General features: G+C 35.2%; 12 protein-coding genes. 1 reads left to right on the forward strand and 11 read right to left on the reverse strand.

Annotated features, from left to right (window positions below; genetic code table 11):
- Positions 1–3 precede the first annotated feature (3 nt).
- From JST55_01195 to JST55_01220, 6 genes are all read right to left on the reverse strand, one after another.
- Complete coding sequence (locus JST55_01195) at positions 4–1,002, reverse strand: phosphotransferase (protein MBS1492092.1); 999 nt, start codon at positions 1,000–1,002, stop codon at positions 4–6.
- Between the two features lie 3 nt (positions 1,003–1,005).
- Complete coding sequence (locus JST55_01200; GenBank protein ID MBS1492093.1) at positions 1,006–1,929, reverse strand: TIGR01777 family oxidoreductase; 924 nt, start codon at positions 1,927–1,929, stop codon at positions 1,006–1,008.
- Positions 1,930–1,944: 15 nt separating this feature from the next.
- Complete coding sequence (gene truA / locus JST55_01205) at positions 1,945–2,691, reverse strand: tRNA pseudouridine(38-40) synthase TruA (protein MBS1492094.1); 747 nt, start codon at positions 2,689–2,691, stop codon at positions 1,945–1,947.
- Positions 2,688–3,428 carry a hypothetical protein gene (locus tag JST55_01210; GenBank protein MBS1492095.1) on the reverse strand — a complete coding sequence of 247 codons (741 nt, stop codon included), beginning with the start codon at positions 3,426–3,428 and terminating at the stop codon, positions 2,688–2,690. Before JST55_01210 ends, truA begins: the two co-directional genes overlap by 4 nt.
- The gene (nhaA, locus tag JST55_01215; GenBank protein MBS1492096.1) at positions 3,429–4,757 is read right to left on the reverse strand and encodes a Na+/H+ antiporter NhaA; all 1,329 of its coding nucleotides are present in this window, start codon (positions 4,755–4,757) and stop codon (positions 3,429–3,431) included. It lies immediately after the preceding gene.
- A gap of 402 nt (positions 4,758–5,159) precedes the next feature.
- On the reverse strand, positions 5,160–5,861 hold the full coding sequence (locus tag JST55_01220) for a DUF2461 domain-containing protein (protein ID MBS1492097.1): 702 nt from the start codon (positions 5,859–5,861) through the stop codon (positions 5,160–5,162).
- 162 nt (positions 5,862–6,023) lie between these two features.
- Between JST55_01220 and JST55_01225 the strand changes: the two genes are divergently transcribed.
- Positions 6,024–11,093: a hypothetical protein gene (locus tag JST55_01225; protein ID MBS1492098.1), complete on the forward strand. Its 5,070-nt coding sequence runs from the start codon at positions 6,024–6,026 to the stop codon at positions 11,091–11,093.
- Positions 11,094–11,152: 59 nt separating this feature from the next.
- Here the strand turns inward: JST55_01225 and JST55_01230 are convergent, their stop codons facing one another.
- From JST55_01230 to JST55_01250, 5 genes are all read right to left on the reverse strand, one after another.
- The gene (locus JST55_01230) at positions 11,153–12,019 is read right to left on the reverse strand and encodes a DUF3667 domain-containing protein (protein MBS1492099.1); all 867 of its coding nucleotides are present in this window, start codon (positions 12,017–12,019) and stop codon (positions 11,153–11,155) included.
- A gap of 110 nt (positions 12,020–12,129) precedes the next feature.
- Positions 12,130–13,038, reverse strand: a complete 909-nt coding sequence (locus tag JST55_01235; GenBank protein ID MBS1492100.1) for a TIGR01777 family oxidoreductase — start codon at positions 13,036–13,038, stop codon at positions 12,130–12,132.
- Position 13,039: 1 nt separating this feature from the next.
- Positions 13,040–13,567: a GNAT family N-acetyltransferase gene (locus JST55_01240; protein ID MBS1492101.1), complete on the reverse strand. Its 528-nt coding sequence runs from the start codon at positions 13,565–13,567 to the stop codon at positions 13,040–13,042.
- Between the two features lie 122 nt (positions 13,568–13,689).
- A complete protein-coding gene (locus JST55_01245) occupies positions 13,690–15,693 on the reverse strand; it encodes a T9SS type A sorting domain-containing protein (protein ID MBS1492102.1) in 2,004 nt (667 codons plus the stop codon).
- 145 nt (positions 15,694–15,838) lie between these two features.
- Complete coding sequence (locus tag JST55_01250; GenBank protein MBS1492103.1) at positions 15,839–16,450, reverse strand: T9SS type A sorting domain-containing protein; 612 nt, start codon at positions 16,448–16,450, stop codon at positions 15,839–15,841.
- Positions 16,451–16,970 lie beyond the last annotated feature (520 nt).

Below are 16,970 nucleotides of genomic sequence, written 5' to 3' on the forward strand. Positions count from 1 at the left end.
TCATTAAGAAAGTCTTTCGGTTAGTTTGTAAATGAATTCATCGATGATTTTATCGTCAAACTGACCGAGTAAAGATTTCATATTCATCAATCCTTTTGTAATCTTCTCCAGATATTTCTTCTCTTTTTTTTGATGGTATGAAAAACCGTAACTGCCTAAAACCTGAATCAATCTTATCAAAACAAAGAATTTAAACTGCTTCATAAAAGCTGCCTTATCTGTCTTATAATTAATATCGTTAAGGTAGGATTTTAACAAAAATTCTCTCTCTTCATCATTCAAATCTATGCTGCCTGAGTAAAGAAAAGAAGCCACGTCATAATGAAGCGGCCCCATTCTTCCTGACTGGTAGTCTATGAAATACAGGGTGTCATTCTTAACCATTATATTTCTCGGCTGGAAATCCCTGAACATGAAATAGTTGATATCTGCTTTAATCAGTTCTGAATTGATGTATTCAAACGCCTGATTTAGAATTTTGTAATATTTTTCAGGATAATCGAATATGGAAACATAATAATTAGAAAACTTTTCCTCATCCATTCTCATTTGTTGAATATCGAATTGTTTGGTCTCATAGCATAAATCCAGGTCAATATGATGTAAACCTTTATACTGAAATTCTTTTAAGTGTTTAAGTGCTAATTGGTAGTAATAAATAGCAGTTATCCGGTTATTTTGAAAGTCATCTTTTGCTTTAAAAAGAGTTGTGTCTCCTAGATCTTCCAACAAATAAAATTTGGAATCAGAAGACTCATTATATATTTGCGGTACGTTTAATCCGGCGTTTTTAAATCCGTTTGAAAAGCCCACAAACGCTTTGTTCTCAGGAACGTTTTCGTTCCAAACGGCAACGCAGGAATTGTATCCCGATATAAGCCTGTAAATTTTCCTGTTAGAAGCATCGGCTTTTAGCTTTTCAATTTTTTCAATGCTTTTATCGAAATGCCTTTGGAACAGCTCTTCAAACTGATATGTTATTATCTCGCTTTGGTATGACATCGTTTATGATTGCAATAAATCTTCTAAGGCAGAATTTAGGTTTTTAAATCGGAAAGGGAAATTCAAATTTTCTAATTTTTGCGGAATGACTTTCTGGCCGTTTAGTAATGTTTCGGCAAATTCACCGACAGCAATTTTCAAAGCAAACCCCGGAACAGGAAAGATGCAGGGTCTGTGCATTGCCTTTCCAAGCGCTTTACAGAACTCTTTGTTGCGTACTATGTCCGGTGAGTCGCCGTTTACGGGTCCGCTTATATTTTCATTATCGATGCATAACTTATAAACCTCAATAATATCCTTTATATGAATCCAGGGAAACCATTGTTTTCCGTTTCCAAGCCAGCCGCCTGCATAAAATTTGAATGGAGTCATTAATTCTTTCAATGCTCCTTCGTTTTTTTCAAGTACAACTCCTGTGCGTAAACTTACCACTCTGCAATTCTTTTCAGCTTTGAATGCCTCCTTTTCCCAGTCAATGCATAACTTTGCAAGAAAATCGTTTCCGTAGGAAGAATCTTCAGTTATATCTTCATCTCCGCGGAAGCCATAAATGCCCGTCCCGCATGCTGTGATGTATGTCTTTGGTTTAACTTTGCAAAGTTCAATTGCATTTACAAGCTGCCTTGTCGAATCTATTCTGCTATCGTACAATTCTTTTTTCACTTCGTCGTTCCATCTTTTGCTGCCTACATTCGCTCCTGCAAGATTTATGACGCAGTCAGTTTCTTCGATGAAAGCAGAAACATCTTGCGGAGTCATCCTAACATTCCATTCAATCAGTTCTATGTTGTAATGTTTTAGAGTATCAAAAGCTTTTTCGGGATTTCTAACAAGCGCTTTGATTTCATATCCAAGTCCGGCAAGATACATGCTTAAGTGTTTTCCAATAAGTCCCGTTGCCCCGGCAATAACTACTTTTTTTGACAATTCGTTAGCAATAAATTAATAAAATATCTTTTCTAAAAATAAACCTGACGGGGGAGCAGTAAATAAGGCAGGTTCAGTATTTGGTTTTAACAAAAAATTCTTAATATCATTTGATTTCAGATTTCCTCTTCCGACCTCAACAAGCGTTCCAACTATTCTTCTAACCATCTTCCATAAAAAATGCGAAGCTCTTATTCTAATGTAAATAAAATTTTCATCCTGAGTGACTTCAAGGTTTTCAACGAGACATTTTGTTGATTTATCTTCTTTATTTTTTTCAGAGAAGGAAACAAAATCATGCATGCCTATCATTTCACTTGCTGCCTTGCCCATTGAATTTACATCAAGTTTGTCCTTAATCCACCAGCAGTACTTTTTTTCAAAGGCGTTTCTTCTTTTGGAAATTCTGTAAACATATTGCCGTGATTTTGCCGAGTGCCTCGCATGGAATCTTTCATCTGCTTTTTCTATTTCAAAAATGTTTATGTTTGCGGGCAGCTCATCATTTATTTTCATTTTCAAAATTTCAGGAGCAAGCATTGTTTCACATTCTAAGTGAGCGACTTGTTCATATGCATGCACTCCTGCATCAGTTCTGCCCGAGCCCTGAAAATCTATAAACTTGCTTTGACCTTTGCTGTTCTTAAAAATTTCAATTATTACATTTGAAATTGTTTCCTGAATTGATTTTGCATTTTTTTGCTTCTGCCAGCCTGAGTATCCTGTGCCGTCGTACTCAATGTAAAACTTGAATTTTTTCACTTATTGTTTACCTGTATAGTGTTTCCGTTAAGAGATAATCCTAATTCTGTTCCTTCTGCTATATCAACTTTAAATTCTCCCGATGCGCCTGTATCATCTAATACAACTTTAAGATAATATGTACCGGGAACGGCTGCTAAGTTAACAATAAAACCTTCAGTGCTTTTATCGGGAATGATATTATCATAAAGAAATTCATTGTTCAGATATAAGGCAGCTTTTTTGCCGTACATACTTTCGTTAAACCTTACAATAAAATTTCTACTTCTGTCATCAATAGATACCTTAACAAACTTCCTTATGTTCTTTACGATTTTTTTCCAGTCGTTCAGCCATTTATCTTCCAAAATAAAATTACCTGAGTTGTTTATATTTATAGAGGAATACTCGCCCCATTGAAGAAGCAGATTGTCTCCCATTCTTTCCGGTGCCTCACGAGTTAAAGTCTTAGTTTTAATTTTATCAACCTGATACTTCAGCAAAACTTCATACATCTCATCCATGTTTTTACCCGTGATGAAGAAATTAAATCTGTTTGTCACATCCTGAAAAATCGTTTCGTAATAGCAGCTGTCGCGTGAGAGATAAATAGTCTCAGAGGAATTCATCAATGCCTTTGTTGTTGTATATGTAATTTTTAAGTCAGGCGGATTTCCATCGGCAAAGTAATAATAATTTTGTCCGAAAGATAACTTTGAAATACTTATTAATAATATTACAAAAAATAGCTTTTTCATTTATGCTTTAGTGTTTAAACTCTTTTTTAAAATAAAATACCCCATAATTGCTGAAATAAGTGAAGCGCACAAAATACCTATTTTGGAATCTGCAATTATTTCAGGATTTGTAAATGCAAGCGATGAAATAAAGAGTGACATTGTAAATCCGATTCCTCCCAATAAAGCAGTTCCGTAAATCATTTTCCAGTCAGTGCCTTCGGGCAGATCTGCCAATTTCATTTTTACAGCAAGCCAGCAGAATAAAGTAATGCCAATCTGCTTTCCCAGAAATAAACCAAGTATAATACCTAAAGTAACATTATTGGTAACAGAAGATAAAATATTCTGCTCAAGAGTTACACCTGCATTGGCAAATGCGAATATCGGCATTATCAAAAAAGCAACCCACAGATGAAGATCATGCTCCATTCTGTTGGAGAGAGGCAGGACTTTTTCTGTATAATCTTCAAGGTCCTCTATATTATTTGTAATATCTTCCTGTGCAATTTTTTTATCTTCAACTTTATCAATTATATTTCTGGACTTAGTTACAAAATCTTTTACATCTATTTTAGCTTTAGTGGGGATTGTTAATGAAGCCAGAACTCCAGCAATAGTTGCGTGCACTCCGGAGTTCAGCATAGCCAGCCACAAACCTATTCCTAAAATTAAATATACGGCAGGATGTCTTACGTGTAGAAAATTACATATGAACATCAATAATAAAATTATCCCTCCTATACCTAAACTTATCAATGACAAATTAGCAGTGTAAAAAACTGCAATAACAATTACCGCTCCAAGATCATCAACTATTGCGAAAGCTGTTAAAAATATTTTCAAAGAAAGCGGTACGCGGTTACCGAGCAGAGATAAAATTCCCAGTGAGAAAGCAATATCAGTCGCCATTGGGATTCCCCAGCCCTTCATCTCATAGTCATGTCCCCAGTTAAGTACAGAGTAAATTAATGCCGGAAAAATCATTCCGCCCAGAGCTGCAAAGATGGGGAACGAAGATTTTTTAAGTGAAGAGAGTTCGCCGGTAAGCATTTCCCTTTTTATCTCAAGGCCGACAACAAAGAAAAAAATTGCCATAAGGCCATCGTTGATCCAATGCTCCAAATCCATATTCAGAACATAGGTACCAAACCCTACGAGAAATTTTGTTTCCAGCAGATGGTGATAAAATTCTTTTAATGTAGTATTGGCGAGTATTAAGGAAATTATAGTTATTATAATTAATATTATTCCGCTGGAAGCTTCAATCTGTATAAACCTTTTAAATGGTCTAATTAAAGTATCTATTGGCGCGCTTTTAACTACTTCGGGGAGATTTCCTGAGCTCATTTTTGAAAATTATCTTAACAATATAGAAATAAGTGTAAAGGAATTACAGGTAAAATAAAATGTTAAATTACAAAATAGGAGAATTGAATTAGGTATTACTAAATTTAACTAAAATATTTATTGAGAAAATACAAAATAGTGTTAACAACAATAAATTGATTACAGTAATATATTTCGTTCGACGATTTTCAATAGTTTTGTAAAAAATTATAAATTGTATCAAAAAAATGAACAAAGTGAACGGACTAAGAATTAGCAATATAAATTTTAGTTGTTGTAAATTATAAAATTCAAAGGGAAACTTTGTGAAAAAATCTATAAGTCCGAATATAAAATATAAATTTAATAATGAAGTAATTATTAAAATTGTTCTGAATATTTTCATTTAGATTTAATTGAAATTCACTTTATCGCTTCCCACAAAAATTTTACGAAGTCATGGCTTACTTTTGCATGCTCTATTAATAAATCTATAAATGACGGTTCAAATGCGAGTTCAGGCTTGTAAGATTTAAATACATAAAACTGTTTCATCTTTAAAGTCTCTTCAAGCTTTTTATCAGTGACTTCAGCATAATCTTTTGAAGGTCTTACCTGTTTTACTCCCGCCACATCACCATAAAGCTTTTTAAATTTTTTATCTTCTATTATTGATAGATAATCATCGAACTCTGAATAAATTTTGTATCTGATTTTTTTCAGATTGACCGGGTCCATGCTGTATTGCCCTGCAGCAATTATCAATTCTCCGGGCTCAAGATGAAAATAAACATGAGGCAGTTCGGCTTTTTTTATTCTTTCGAAGCAGAATGCTGCTGCATAATGAGTCTTGTACGGAGTTTTATCTTTTGAAAATCTGATATCGCGGTTTATTCTGAAAATAGATTTATAATTAAAAATAATATCCTTATCAATTTTGGCAAGCTCGGGAGCAAGGGTGTCTATTAAATTCTTCATAGGTTCTTTCAGATAAGATTCGTACTCGTCACGATGTTTTTCAAACCAGGCTTTATTATTATTCTTTTTATTTTGAAGTGATTTTAGGAATTTCAGCGTTTCTTCCGAGAATCCCAGGAAAGGAGATTGAATTAAATCTGATAGCATTTTAAGTTAATTTTAACTGTTGTATAAAAAAATAGACACTTTGGGGAACTTTTACGAACTATTGGAATATAAAAATCAGAAGGCTTAATTTCATATTAAAAAGTTTTCACAAGTTTTACTAAATACTCTAAATAAATTTTTATAAATTTTTACCCCAAGATCATGAAATCTCTCTACGTTTTTCTGGTCCTTGCCCTTACGATCCTCGCAGGTAACCTCTACGCTCAGGATGAAAAAGATATAAATTTTCAGGTAAGTACAAATATGTACTACACTCCCGGTCAGGATATTCAGGCATATATTTACTCATACGATTATAACGAAAAGAAAACAAGAAAAGTTAACTTTGAATTCACCATTTACAAAGTGCGTGACCTCGGCTCATTTTATTCTAAACAGGTATCAAGGTACGGAGTAGATATTTTAAGCCGCGACAGCACTAATCTTCTTTATTACTGCAATGAGTTTGCAAGTTTCAATAAAAATCTTTCCTCAAAAGATGATCACGGGTACAGATATATAAATGAATACGTTAAAATAAATGTTTACGATAAAGGGGCATATGTTTTAAGAGTGAAAGCAGGAAACAAAGTTGCTTACTGCGGATTTATAATTTCTTCCGCAGGTGTTATTTCCAAAGCCGGAAATAATTCTATGCTGGCGTATACTGTAGACAGAACTTCGGGCGTTCCGATATCAAATGCAAATTTGAGTTTTTATCTCGGCGGAAGAAAAATCGGACAGGGCACTACTGTTGACGGATTGTTTTTTCAGTCAATCACCAATGAAGTAAAGCAAAATAATGACGATGAAAATTTAACTCCATTAATAATCGGTAATGCAGGTGATGATATAATAATTTCCGACGCATATATGTATTTCGGTTATGCAAGCAACGAATATTATACATACACATATACTGAGCAGCCTGTTTACAGAACAGGTTCATTGGTAAATTTTAAAGGAACCATAAGGCAGACTTCAGAAAATAATTTTAAAGTCGTTCCTAACAGAGAAATAACTGTCATTATAAAAGATGCTAGAAGTGCTGAGGTTTATAAGCAGGTTCTGAAAACAAATGAAGACGGCAGCTACAACGGAAGTTTTAAAATCGATGATGAAGGCGCATTAGGTACATATTACATTCAGACTCAAATAGATCAGAAGCATATTTACACTGCCACATTTGAAGTTGAGCAATATAAAAAACCCGAGTATAAAGTAACAGTTACTCTGGATAAATCTCAGTACTACGGCAAAGATGAAATGAAGGGAAGCGTGCAGGCTGATTATTATTTCGGAAGTCCCGTTGCCGATGCAGAAGTTGAATACAATGTTTTTAAAGTTAGATATTATAAACCATGGTGGAGATTCTCTGAATGGGCATGGTGGTACGAAGATTATTATGCCGAGCAGGAACAGAATTACAGCGGCTCTGAAATGATTTATTCAGGAACAGGCAAGCTTACAAAAGACGGCAAGTTTGATTTTGAATATACTATCAAAGAAGATTTTAAAGAAAAAAATAATAGAGATAATTATTACCGCTACTGGTACGGCGATTATGAAACAGATTACAGATATATCGTTCAGGCAAAAGTCACTGATAAATCCCGCAGACAGATTAACGGAACTACCACTGCTTATGTTACCCGCGGCGGATTTACATTAACAGCAAATACAGATAAATACTGGTACAAGAAAAATGATAAAGTGAATTTCACAGTTAACGCTGAAGATTTTGCAAGCAAACCTATAAAGACAAATTTTGAAATTACAATTTACAAGCAGGACTGGACTTATGATTATAAAGATTCTCACAAACTATTTATCGGAAGTGTAAAAGGCGAGACTAAGTCAGATGGAAAAGGAATAGTTGAATACAGTCTGCCTTCAGATATAAAAAACGGTTATTACATTGCAGAGGCAAAGTCAATTGATGACCGTTCAAATATAATAACTACCACTGCATATTTTTATGTATCGGACGGAGATTATTCATGGTATAATAATGAATCAGGCGCAGTGCAGATTATTACAGATAAAGATAATTATAAAGTCGGCGATGTTTGTAATGCAGTAGTGTTTACAACTGTACCCGATGCAAATGTGCTTGTAACAACTGAAGACGATAATATAATTTCTTTTCAGACTAAGAGGTTCATAGGTAAAACTGAAAGCTTCCAGATCCCTATTACAGATAAGTACAGCACAAATTTTAAAATAAGTGTATCATATGTTTCTGCAGGCACATTATTTACAGAAGATAAAAATATTTTAATTGTACCTGAAGAGAAATTCCTTACAGTTTCAATTGACCCATCAAAATTAATTTATAAACCAAAGGAGTCAGGTGAGGTAAAAGTTAAAGTAACAGATAACCTCGGTAATGCAGTGAAGAATGCAGACGTATCTTTGGGAATTGTTGATGAAAGTATTTATGCAATCAAAGAAGATAAAACAAAAGATATAAGGAAGTTTTTCTACGGACAGAAATCTTCATATGTATCAACATCGTTTGTATCATATAATTCTTCATACGGAACATCAAGACTGATGACTATATATGAGAGATACAATGTGAAGTCAACTGCTGAAAGCGAGCTTTCAACAATTAAAGGTATTGTGATATCTTCAGATAGTTTACCTATTGCTTATGCTACAATAGTTATAGATAACGATTATCAGGCAGCTGTCACTGATGAAAATGGTATGTTTGAATTTAAACTCCCTCAGGGCGAATATAAAATTGGAATTTATCTTGAAGACGCCGGGAATAATAATGTATCAGAGTTACAGGTAGGAAAAGGAAAGACTACATATATAATATTGAACTCTGATAAGAAAACGTTGAAGACAGTTACTAAAGAAGAAATTTCACAGTTTGGTAATGATATCACAACTGAAGTTGTTACAGGAAAAGATGGAATAAAGCAGGAAGTAAATAAACCTGTTAGTATTATGACTACACAGGATGTTGAACAAAGCGGAAGAGTATTGGAAACAGAAAAAATGATGGATAAAACAACTGAAGCTCCTAAGAAAAAAGAAAATGAAAGGGATGAGAAAATTACTGATGAAAAAATGGTTGCACCTGAGCTCCGCTCAGATTTCAAAGATGCAGTTCAATGGACTCCGTATGTAAAAACCGACGAGAACGGTTATGCAACAGTATATGTAACCTATCCTGATAACTTAACTTCATGGAGAATTACATCGAGAGTTATTACAGAAGATACAAAAGTCGGGCAGGCAACCAATACAGTTATAACAAGAAAGAATTTGCTTGTAAGAATGGAAACTCCGCGCTTCTTACAGGAAGGTGACCTTGTTACAATCTCTACAATGATTCATAATTATCTCGGCACAGAAAAAAATGTTAAGCTGAAATTCAGAGCAGGTAATACTGAGCTTGTCGGTGACAGCTTGAGAGAAATTAAACTGGGTTCAAATGCTGAGCAAAGAATCGACTGGACAATAAAAGTTAATAATCCTTACGGCGCAGCGAAACTGTATGCAGAAGCTTTAACAAATGAAGAATCTGATGCAGTTGAAATGAATGTTCCATTACAGCCGAGAGGATTGCAGATGATGGTGCCGACAATTGCAGATTTTGATGATTTATATAAAAATGAAGTTAAGCAGCTTTACATTCCCGGCGGAACAGATATGCGAAGTGTAACAATGAAGTTTACTGTTGCACCTTCTCTTGCATCTACAATGCTTTCTGCACTTGATGAGCTTGCAGGATATCCATACGGATGCGTTGAGCAGACCATGAGCAGATTTTTACCGACTGTTGTTGTTGCCGGAGCATTTAAAGACCTGAATGCGCCTATAAGCGAAGCTTTACAAAAAGATTTACCTAAGATGGTTGAGGCAGGAGTAAACAGATTGTATGGATTCCAGCACTCAGATGGAGGTTGGGGCTGGTGGACAAATGATGCATCTAATAATTTTATGTCAGCTTATGTAATCTATGGATATAAGATGGCTAAAGATGCAAATTACGCAGTGAAAGAAAATGTAATGAAGAGAGGTATTTCATTTATAAAAGGTAAAGTTGCTTCAGAAGTTGACCCAACAACAAAAGCTTACATGCTCTACGTGATATCAATGGTAGATGATAAGGATAAAGATAAGATGAAAAAGGAAATTGAAAATCTTTTATCGAATGCTGAAGTAAATGATTATGCCAGAAGTTTATGTGCGCTGGCAATGAAGAATTACGGTGATAATCAGAGAGCAGAAATGATTCTTGCAATACTTGAGCAGAATGTTAAATCAGCGGGAGAAGGTGCATCATACTGGGAAGGAAAATCATGGCACTACAACTGGCAGGAAGATAAAGTACAGACAACTGCAATGGCATTGAAGGCATTTGTTAATATAAAAGGAACCTCTGAGCTGAAAGATAAAATCATACGCTGGCTTATGATGCAAAGACAGGGAACTAGCTGGAGAAATACTCAGGAAACTGCATGGATAATTTACGCAATGGTTGATTATCTGAAGACATCGAATGAATTAAATCCTGATTACTCAGTAAATGTATTCGTTAACGGAAAGCAGTATTTTACAAAGCAGATGACTCGCGATGATGTTTTCAAAAAAGATGAGCTGATAAAAATTGACGGCAGTGCATTGCAGCAGGGAAATAATGAAATCAAGATTGAAAAATCAGGTAACGGAAAAGTTTACTTCTCATCCAATACTTTCTATTACACAAATGATATGGATGCAAGAGAGAACGGTTTCAGAGTCGAACGTGAATATTTCAAGCTTGAAAAATACTCAGCATACAATGAAGAGAAGATAACTTACAGAAAAAAATATTTTGACGGACTGCTGAAATCAGGAGATGAAGTTTTAGTTAAACTGAAAGTTTATTCAAAGGACGAAAACCTGCAGTACTTTATGCTTGAAGATCCTATTCCTGCAGGATGTGAAGTTATTAAAGATGACTGGGCATACAAGATTGAGGATGAAAAAGATTACGTCGGGTACGATTATTACTGGTGGAGATGGTCTTACGCTGATAAAGATATCAGAGATAACAGAGTTACATTTTTTAATACATACATGTATGGAAAGGAAAATGAATACTCATATATAATGCGCGCGCAGATTCCCGGCGAATACACTGTAAATCCATCGAGGGGTTCATTGATGTATTATACAGATGTAAACGGTAACGCCCCGGGATTTAAATTAAGAATCGAAGACAAATAAGTTTTGATGTAATGTGAGAGGTAAGTAAAAGCTCTGTGATGAAAGTCACAGGGCTTTTTTTATGTTGTGTAGTATGTAAGTAAAAATAAAATAAATCTGTAAACGAATAGGACAAGCAGAAATCCAAACGGAGTTATTAAAGCTTTAATGAATGCAATCCCGCGTTTTTCATCATAAAATTTTTTTATAGCATAAAATGAATATACACCTATAAGAACAAAAAGAATTATTGAAACTAAATCATCTGTGAAAAATGACCGCAGGTCAATATTCAATAATTTATCAAAGGTATATGTTGATAGGAGAAATACAGATTGAAAAGCTATGTTTAAAATTAATATCCATGAAAGAAAGCTAAGAGCGAATATAAAGTTTTCAGGATAAGTTTTTTTCTTGGTTATGAATAATAAACCAAACATCAGCGAAAGTAAAGGAGCAATAATTAAGACAAGTGATTTTGACAGTACATTCACCTTAGAATCGAATTTTATCCGATAATCATCAAGGGTAATTTTTTTTGCTTCCATTTTATGCTCTACCATTGATTTCGCAAGTGCTTTATGCCATGAGCTGTTCATGTGAACATTTAAAGGAGTGGTAAAAGTATTAAATCCTCCCAGTGATAGAAGCAGGAAATAAACGACGTTAATGAGAAAGAATAACTGAAGTGGTTTCGCATACTTTACTTTTATGCCCGAGCAATATTCTTTTGCAAGTAAGCCCGGTTTTGTAATGAGCAGTTTTACACTCTTAAAAATTTTGGAATCTAAATGTGTGAAAACATCTACACCCTGCAAGAAAATTTTCTGCATTGAAAGATCTTTCTTATCAAATCTTTTCTCGCCGCATTCCGAGCAGAATTTTCCGTGCAGTAACGCTCCGCATGCGCGGCAGTATTCTTTGTTATTTTTGTTAGCTGATTCCAATTGAATTTTTATTTCAGGGGCATTGCAAAATATATAAATACAGTTTGCTTTGCAATTGAGAAGGTGAGGAGAATAATAAAATTTTTATTTTATTTGAAAAATTGTATTTATTATATAGCGTTCTTCAGAGCAGTTTCTAAATCATTATAATTAAATTTAAATCCTTCGCTTATCAATTTAGATGGTATACAATTTCTTCCAGTAAGCGCAAGACTGGAGTCTGTTTTCATAAACAACCTCGCTCCTATTTTTACAGCAAAAACCGGCACCGGTGGAGACCAGGGTTTGTGAAGCGCTTTTCTTAATGCCTTCATAAAATCCTTATTTTTGGTTGGAGAAGTTCCTGTTGCATTATATATTCCTTCAGCGTTTTCATTATTCAAAACAAATTCAAACATTCTGTTCAAATCATCTATGTGAAGCCAGCTTAAGTATTGTTCACCTGATGCAATTGCTCCGCCTAAAAATCTTTTTGTTAGTTTTGATAGCGTTTCAAGAGCGCCGCCGTTTTTTCCTAAAACAAATCCAATACGTAGTAAAACTTTTCTGGTATTTGGCAGATTTGTTCTGAAGAATTCTTCTTCCCATTGTTTGCATACTTCAACAGAGAAACCTGTTCCGTTCGGGGCATTTTCATCGCAGATTTTTTTCGTATCACCGTAAATTGCAAGAGATGCTGCCTGGATTAGTATCTTAGGTGGATTCTTTGCCTGCAAAATTGCTTCGGCAATTATTTTTACTGAATCTATTCTGCTGTCAATTATCTCTTTTTTATTTTCAGGAGTGTAAATGCAGTTAACGCTTTTGCCTGTAAAGTTTATCACTGCTGCAGCACTATCAATGTGTTTAGTCCACTCACCAAAAGTTTTTCCATCCCAGTTCAAGTATTGAATATTATTTATTGTTTGTGATTTTCCGCGAGTTAGAATTATTACTTCGTAACCCAGGTTAAAAAAATATTCAGCGGCGCTTTTACCTAAAAAACCTGAACCACCCGGTATTACAATTTTTAGTTTCATGTTATTTCAGTTTTATCTTATACCATTCCGAAGGCAGAGAGCCATTAAAACTTTCATTCGAATATAAAATATATCCATTCTTAGTAAGTACTTTTCTTGATGCATCGTTTTCAGGATTTATTATTCCAATCACTTCTTTTATATCATCAAATGTTTTTGCAAACTCTGTTAAATACTCAGTTATTTCAGTTGCGTAACCTTTGCCCCAGAACTCAGAGAAAAGTGAGTATCCAACTTCTGCTATCCCGTTCTCCTTTCCTTCAGTGCTTCCTTTTTCTGCTCCATAGAAAAGAAGTTTTGCAAGACCGAGAACTTGGTTATCTTCGATTCCTTTTACTGAAAAATAGCCAAGCTTATCATGCATTGAGTTTGCAGTCATTATTTTCTTCCATTTCTCTTTTGCTTCTTCTGCAGTTGCTGCTTTTCCGTTTATATATTTCATTACTTCATAGTCCATTGCCTGACGTTTGTATTCTTCAAAGTCAGAGTCGGTGTAGAGGGAGTAGGTGAGGCGTTTTGATTTCAGCATTTACAAAAATGAGAATTATATTTTTAAGGAAAAATACAAATGAGTAAATAAATCAAAACAAAAAACCCGTCAGCATTTCATACCAACGGGTTGTTTCAATACTCATTACCCAATACACACTACTATTTCACCATCACCATTCTCTTCGTATCTTCAAATCCGTTTGCACTTAATTTATAAAAGTACATTCCGCTTGAAAGATTATACTTCCCTGCATCAAAAGTTATTGAGTAACTTCCTGCACTTTTATTTTCGTTAAGAATCTCCGCAATTTCATTTCCTAAGATATCGTAAATTTTCAATGAAACAAATCCTGAGTTTTTTATTTTAAAATTAATGTTTGTTGACGGATTAAAAGGATTAGGATAATTCTGCTCAAGTGAATAATCCTTTGGCATTTCTGTTTCAGGATTTGATTTCACATCAACCAGACCGCTGATTGGCGCTCTCACTACAGAAGTAGTTGAAGTTGCTCCGTATAAACTATTTCCGCTTACATACATTTTCGATACTCTAAGTTTGCTTCCCAGATTTCCATTTACATTTCTCCATGTAAGGCCGTAATCCTGGCTTACATAAAATCCTTTTTTATCCGTGCCTGCAAAAACTGCATTTCCGCTGGATGCCATGCATAGTGTATATTCGGTAAACGGTGTAGGTGCCCATGTTGTGCCGTTGTTGGATGAAACATATACTCCGATTCCTCCTCCTGCAAAAACATAATTGTTTATCGAGGCAAATGAGCTCAATGGGGAACCGGCAATTGCAAACTGATTCCAGATATTTCCTCCGTCAGTTGACATATATATTCCCGAACCTGAACCTCCTGCAAATAGTCTTCCCTGATTTTCATGGATATTGTAAATGGTCTGAACTCCTAAGTTGGTGGTAGTCCAGTTTGCTCCTGCGTTTGTAGAATATTTTATCCCGGAGCTGAATGTGCCCGCAAATAATGTGGAATTAGAAGAGACTAACATTGAAAATACTGCACTAGGTGCGCCGGCTACAGGTGCCCACGTAATTCCGTCATTAGTAGATTTATGAATAACAGTATTATTCATACCGCAGAAAATTGTTGAACCTATTGAAGCAAATGAACGGATGCTCCAGAAGTCGATGTTCAAAGTAAAATTAGTCCATTCATTTCCGTCGTTTGTGGAACGGTATATTCCAAAATTATTGGTGGAGCTGAAAAGGGTTGTAGGAGTTTTGAACACAGTGTATGTCTGCATCAAACCGAACTTCTTTTGTGTCCAGCTTGTGCCGTTATTGGTGCTATAGTAAATGGAAGTGTTATCCATCGCAATAACACCGGTTGATGTTGTTCTTATCTGCTTTAGTCCGGTGCCTGAATTAAATACTGATGTCCAGTTCTGTCCGTTGTTAGTTGATTTGTAAATTGTCGTACCGGAGATCGCATATATATTTGAACCCTTTGCAGCGATATCTTTTATATTGGAAGTTAAGGTAGTTGTATTCCACGATAGGCCTCCGTCACTTGAATAATCTACGCCTGTTGTTGAACCAACATAAACTTTACCGGCATCGTAGGCGAATGCATTAACTGACCTCAATAACGAAACCACAAAATTTACTGTATCAACACATCTGTAAACGGCAGTATTGCTGCCGGCAAAAAATACTCCCGGAGTAATAATTATTGTATTTATTGAACCTCCCGTTCCGGGATTCCAGGTTACACCGGCATTTTTAGAAAAGTATGCACCAATAGAACCCGAAACCATTGCAAGATTATTGTTCATGCACAGGTCTGTAACATTGCCGGGAGCGATTACGTTAGCGAAGTTAGCTCCGAAATTTGTTGAGCGGGATGCGATAGAAGAATTACCAACCATTATCACTCCGTTAGAAGCAGCGCATGCATTGTTGTTTCCGCTGGTGTATCCTGTTTCGCACCACGTTACTCCCAAATCAGTTGAGAAATGCAAACCAAATACATTATCTACTGCATATATGGTATCACCTGAAATATATAAATCATTGATAATGGGGACCGGGTCATTTGATGAGCCGTAGTTAGGGCCAATCTGAGTCCACTGCGCGAGGGAGAGTGCAGCAGAGCAGAAAATTAAAAAAACACCCAAAGGTAAAATGTACTTTTTCATAGGCAGGGGGTTATTTTATTTGTATAAATGTATAAAGAATTTTCATAGGTAAAAATCCAAATCGCGGGTTAATTCTACTAAAAAACCCGTCAGAAACTGAGTTCAAACGGGTTTTATTTTGAAACTTGAAATTTGAAACTTGACACTATTTAATAAGCACCATTCTCTTAGTATCTTCAAATTCTCCTGTGTTCAGTTTATAAAAATATACTCCGCTGGCAAGATTATATTTTCCGGCATCAAAAGTTATTGAATAACTTCCTGCGGTTTTCAATTCATTGACTAATTCTGCAACTTCACTTCCGTTCATATCATAAATTTTCAATGTTACAAAACCTGTATTGCGGATTTGATAATTTATTTTAGTTGCCGGGTTAAACGGATTCGGATAATTTTGGCTTAAGGTGTACTCATCAGGGATATCTGAATTTGTTGTATTTGATATTCCAACCAATGTACTTATGGGAGCCTTCAAAACAGATGATGTATATGTAGCTGCATACAGATCATTTCCCGATACAAATAACTTATTGACAGAAATTCTTTTTCCGAGGTTTCCGTTTATATTTCTCCATGTCTGTCCTAAATTCTGACTGATAAAAATTCCATTCTTTTCAGTTCCTGCAAAAACTATGTTTCCGCTTACGGCGATTGCATTAACATTTCCATACGGAAATACTACGCTGCTCCATGAGTATCCTTTATCAGATGATATGATAATTCCGTTAGATAATCCTGCAAAAGCATAATTTCCCATAAATGCGATTGAACCAACGCTTCCGGTAAATGCAAACGTTCTGCCAAATGTAAGACCTGCATTAACTGAAAAATAAATTCCGGATGTTGCAACTCCCGCAAGTACTATACTGTCTTTTCCTGCAAGGGCATAAATATTAAATCCGTTATTGATATTTGCCTGCCACCAGTTTCCGGCAAGACTTTCTTTGAACCAGATATCATGCTGATAAGTTGATACAACTAAATTCGGTGTTTCCGCAAGTATTGCATACACTGCATAACCTCCGAGACCAAAGCCTGACCAGTTTATTCCGTCATTAGTTGTCATTGCTACTCCGCCGTCATACGGGCTGTTGCCTGCATAAATTGTTGAACCACGAGTGGAAAAACATCTTACGTTTGTTACGCCGCCGAAATGAATATTCCAGTTTGCTCCTTCGTTCGTTGAACGGTATATACCGGGAGTGTTTGTTGAAGTTAACAAACTTGTCGGAGTTTTATAAGCTGTATATGCCTGCATAAAATGATATGGATAATTC

The organism is Bacteroidota bacterium (assembly GCA_018266835.1).
Classification (GTDB): domain Bacteria; phylum Bacteroidota; class Ignavibacteria; order Tepidaquicellales; family Tepidaquicellaceae; genus JAFDZO01.

What these genes read in the sequence shown, in the direction of transcription:
- JST55_01225 (MBS1492098.1), top strand. Translation starts at nt 6,024, where the DNA reads ATGAAATCTCTCTACGTTTTTCTGGTCCTTGCCCTTACGATCCTCGCA.
- JST55_01220 (MBS1492097.1), bottom strand. Translation starts at nt 5,861, where the DNA reads ATGCTATCAGATTTAATTCAATCTCCTTTCCTGGGATTCTCGGAAGAA.
- JST55_01240 (MBS1492101.1), bottom strand. Translation starts at nt 13,567, where the DNA reads ATGCTGAAATCAAAACGCCTCACCTACTCCCTCTACACCGACTCTGAC.
- JST55_01245 (MBS1492102.1), bottom strand. Translation starts at nt 15,693, where the DNA reads ATGAAAAAGTACATTTTACCTTTGGGTGTTTTTTTAATTTTCTGCTCT.
- JST55_01250 (MBS1492103.1), bottom strand. Translation starts at nt 16,450, where the DNA reads ATGGGAAATTATGCTTTTGCAGGATTATCTAACGGAATTATCATATCA.
- JST55_01195 (MBS1492092.1), bottom strand. Translation starts at nt 1,002, where the DNA reads ATGTCATACCAAAGCGAGATAATAACATATCAGTTTGAAGAGCTGTTC.
- nhaA (MBS1492096.1), bottom strand. Translation starts at nt 4,757, where the DNA reads ATGAGCTCAGGAAATCTCCCCGAAGTAGTTAAAAGCGCGCCAATAGAT.
- JST55_01235 (MBS1492100.1), bottom strand. Translation starts at nt 13,038, where the DNA reads ATGAAACTAAAAATTGTAATACCGGGTGGTTCAGGTTTTTTAGGTAAA.
- JST55_01210 (MBS1492095.1), bottom strand. Translation starts at nt 3,428, where the DNA reads ATGAAAAAGCTATTTTTTGTAATATTATTAATAAGTATTTCAAAGTTA.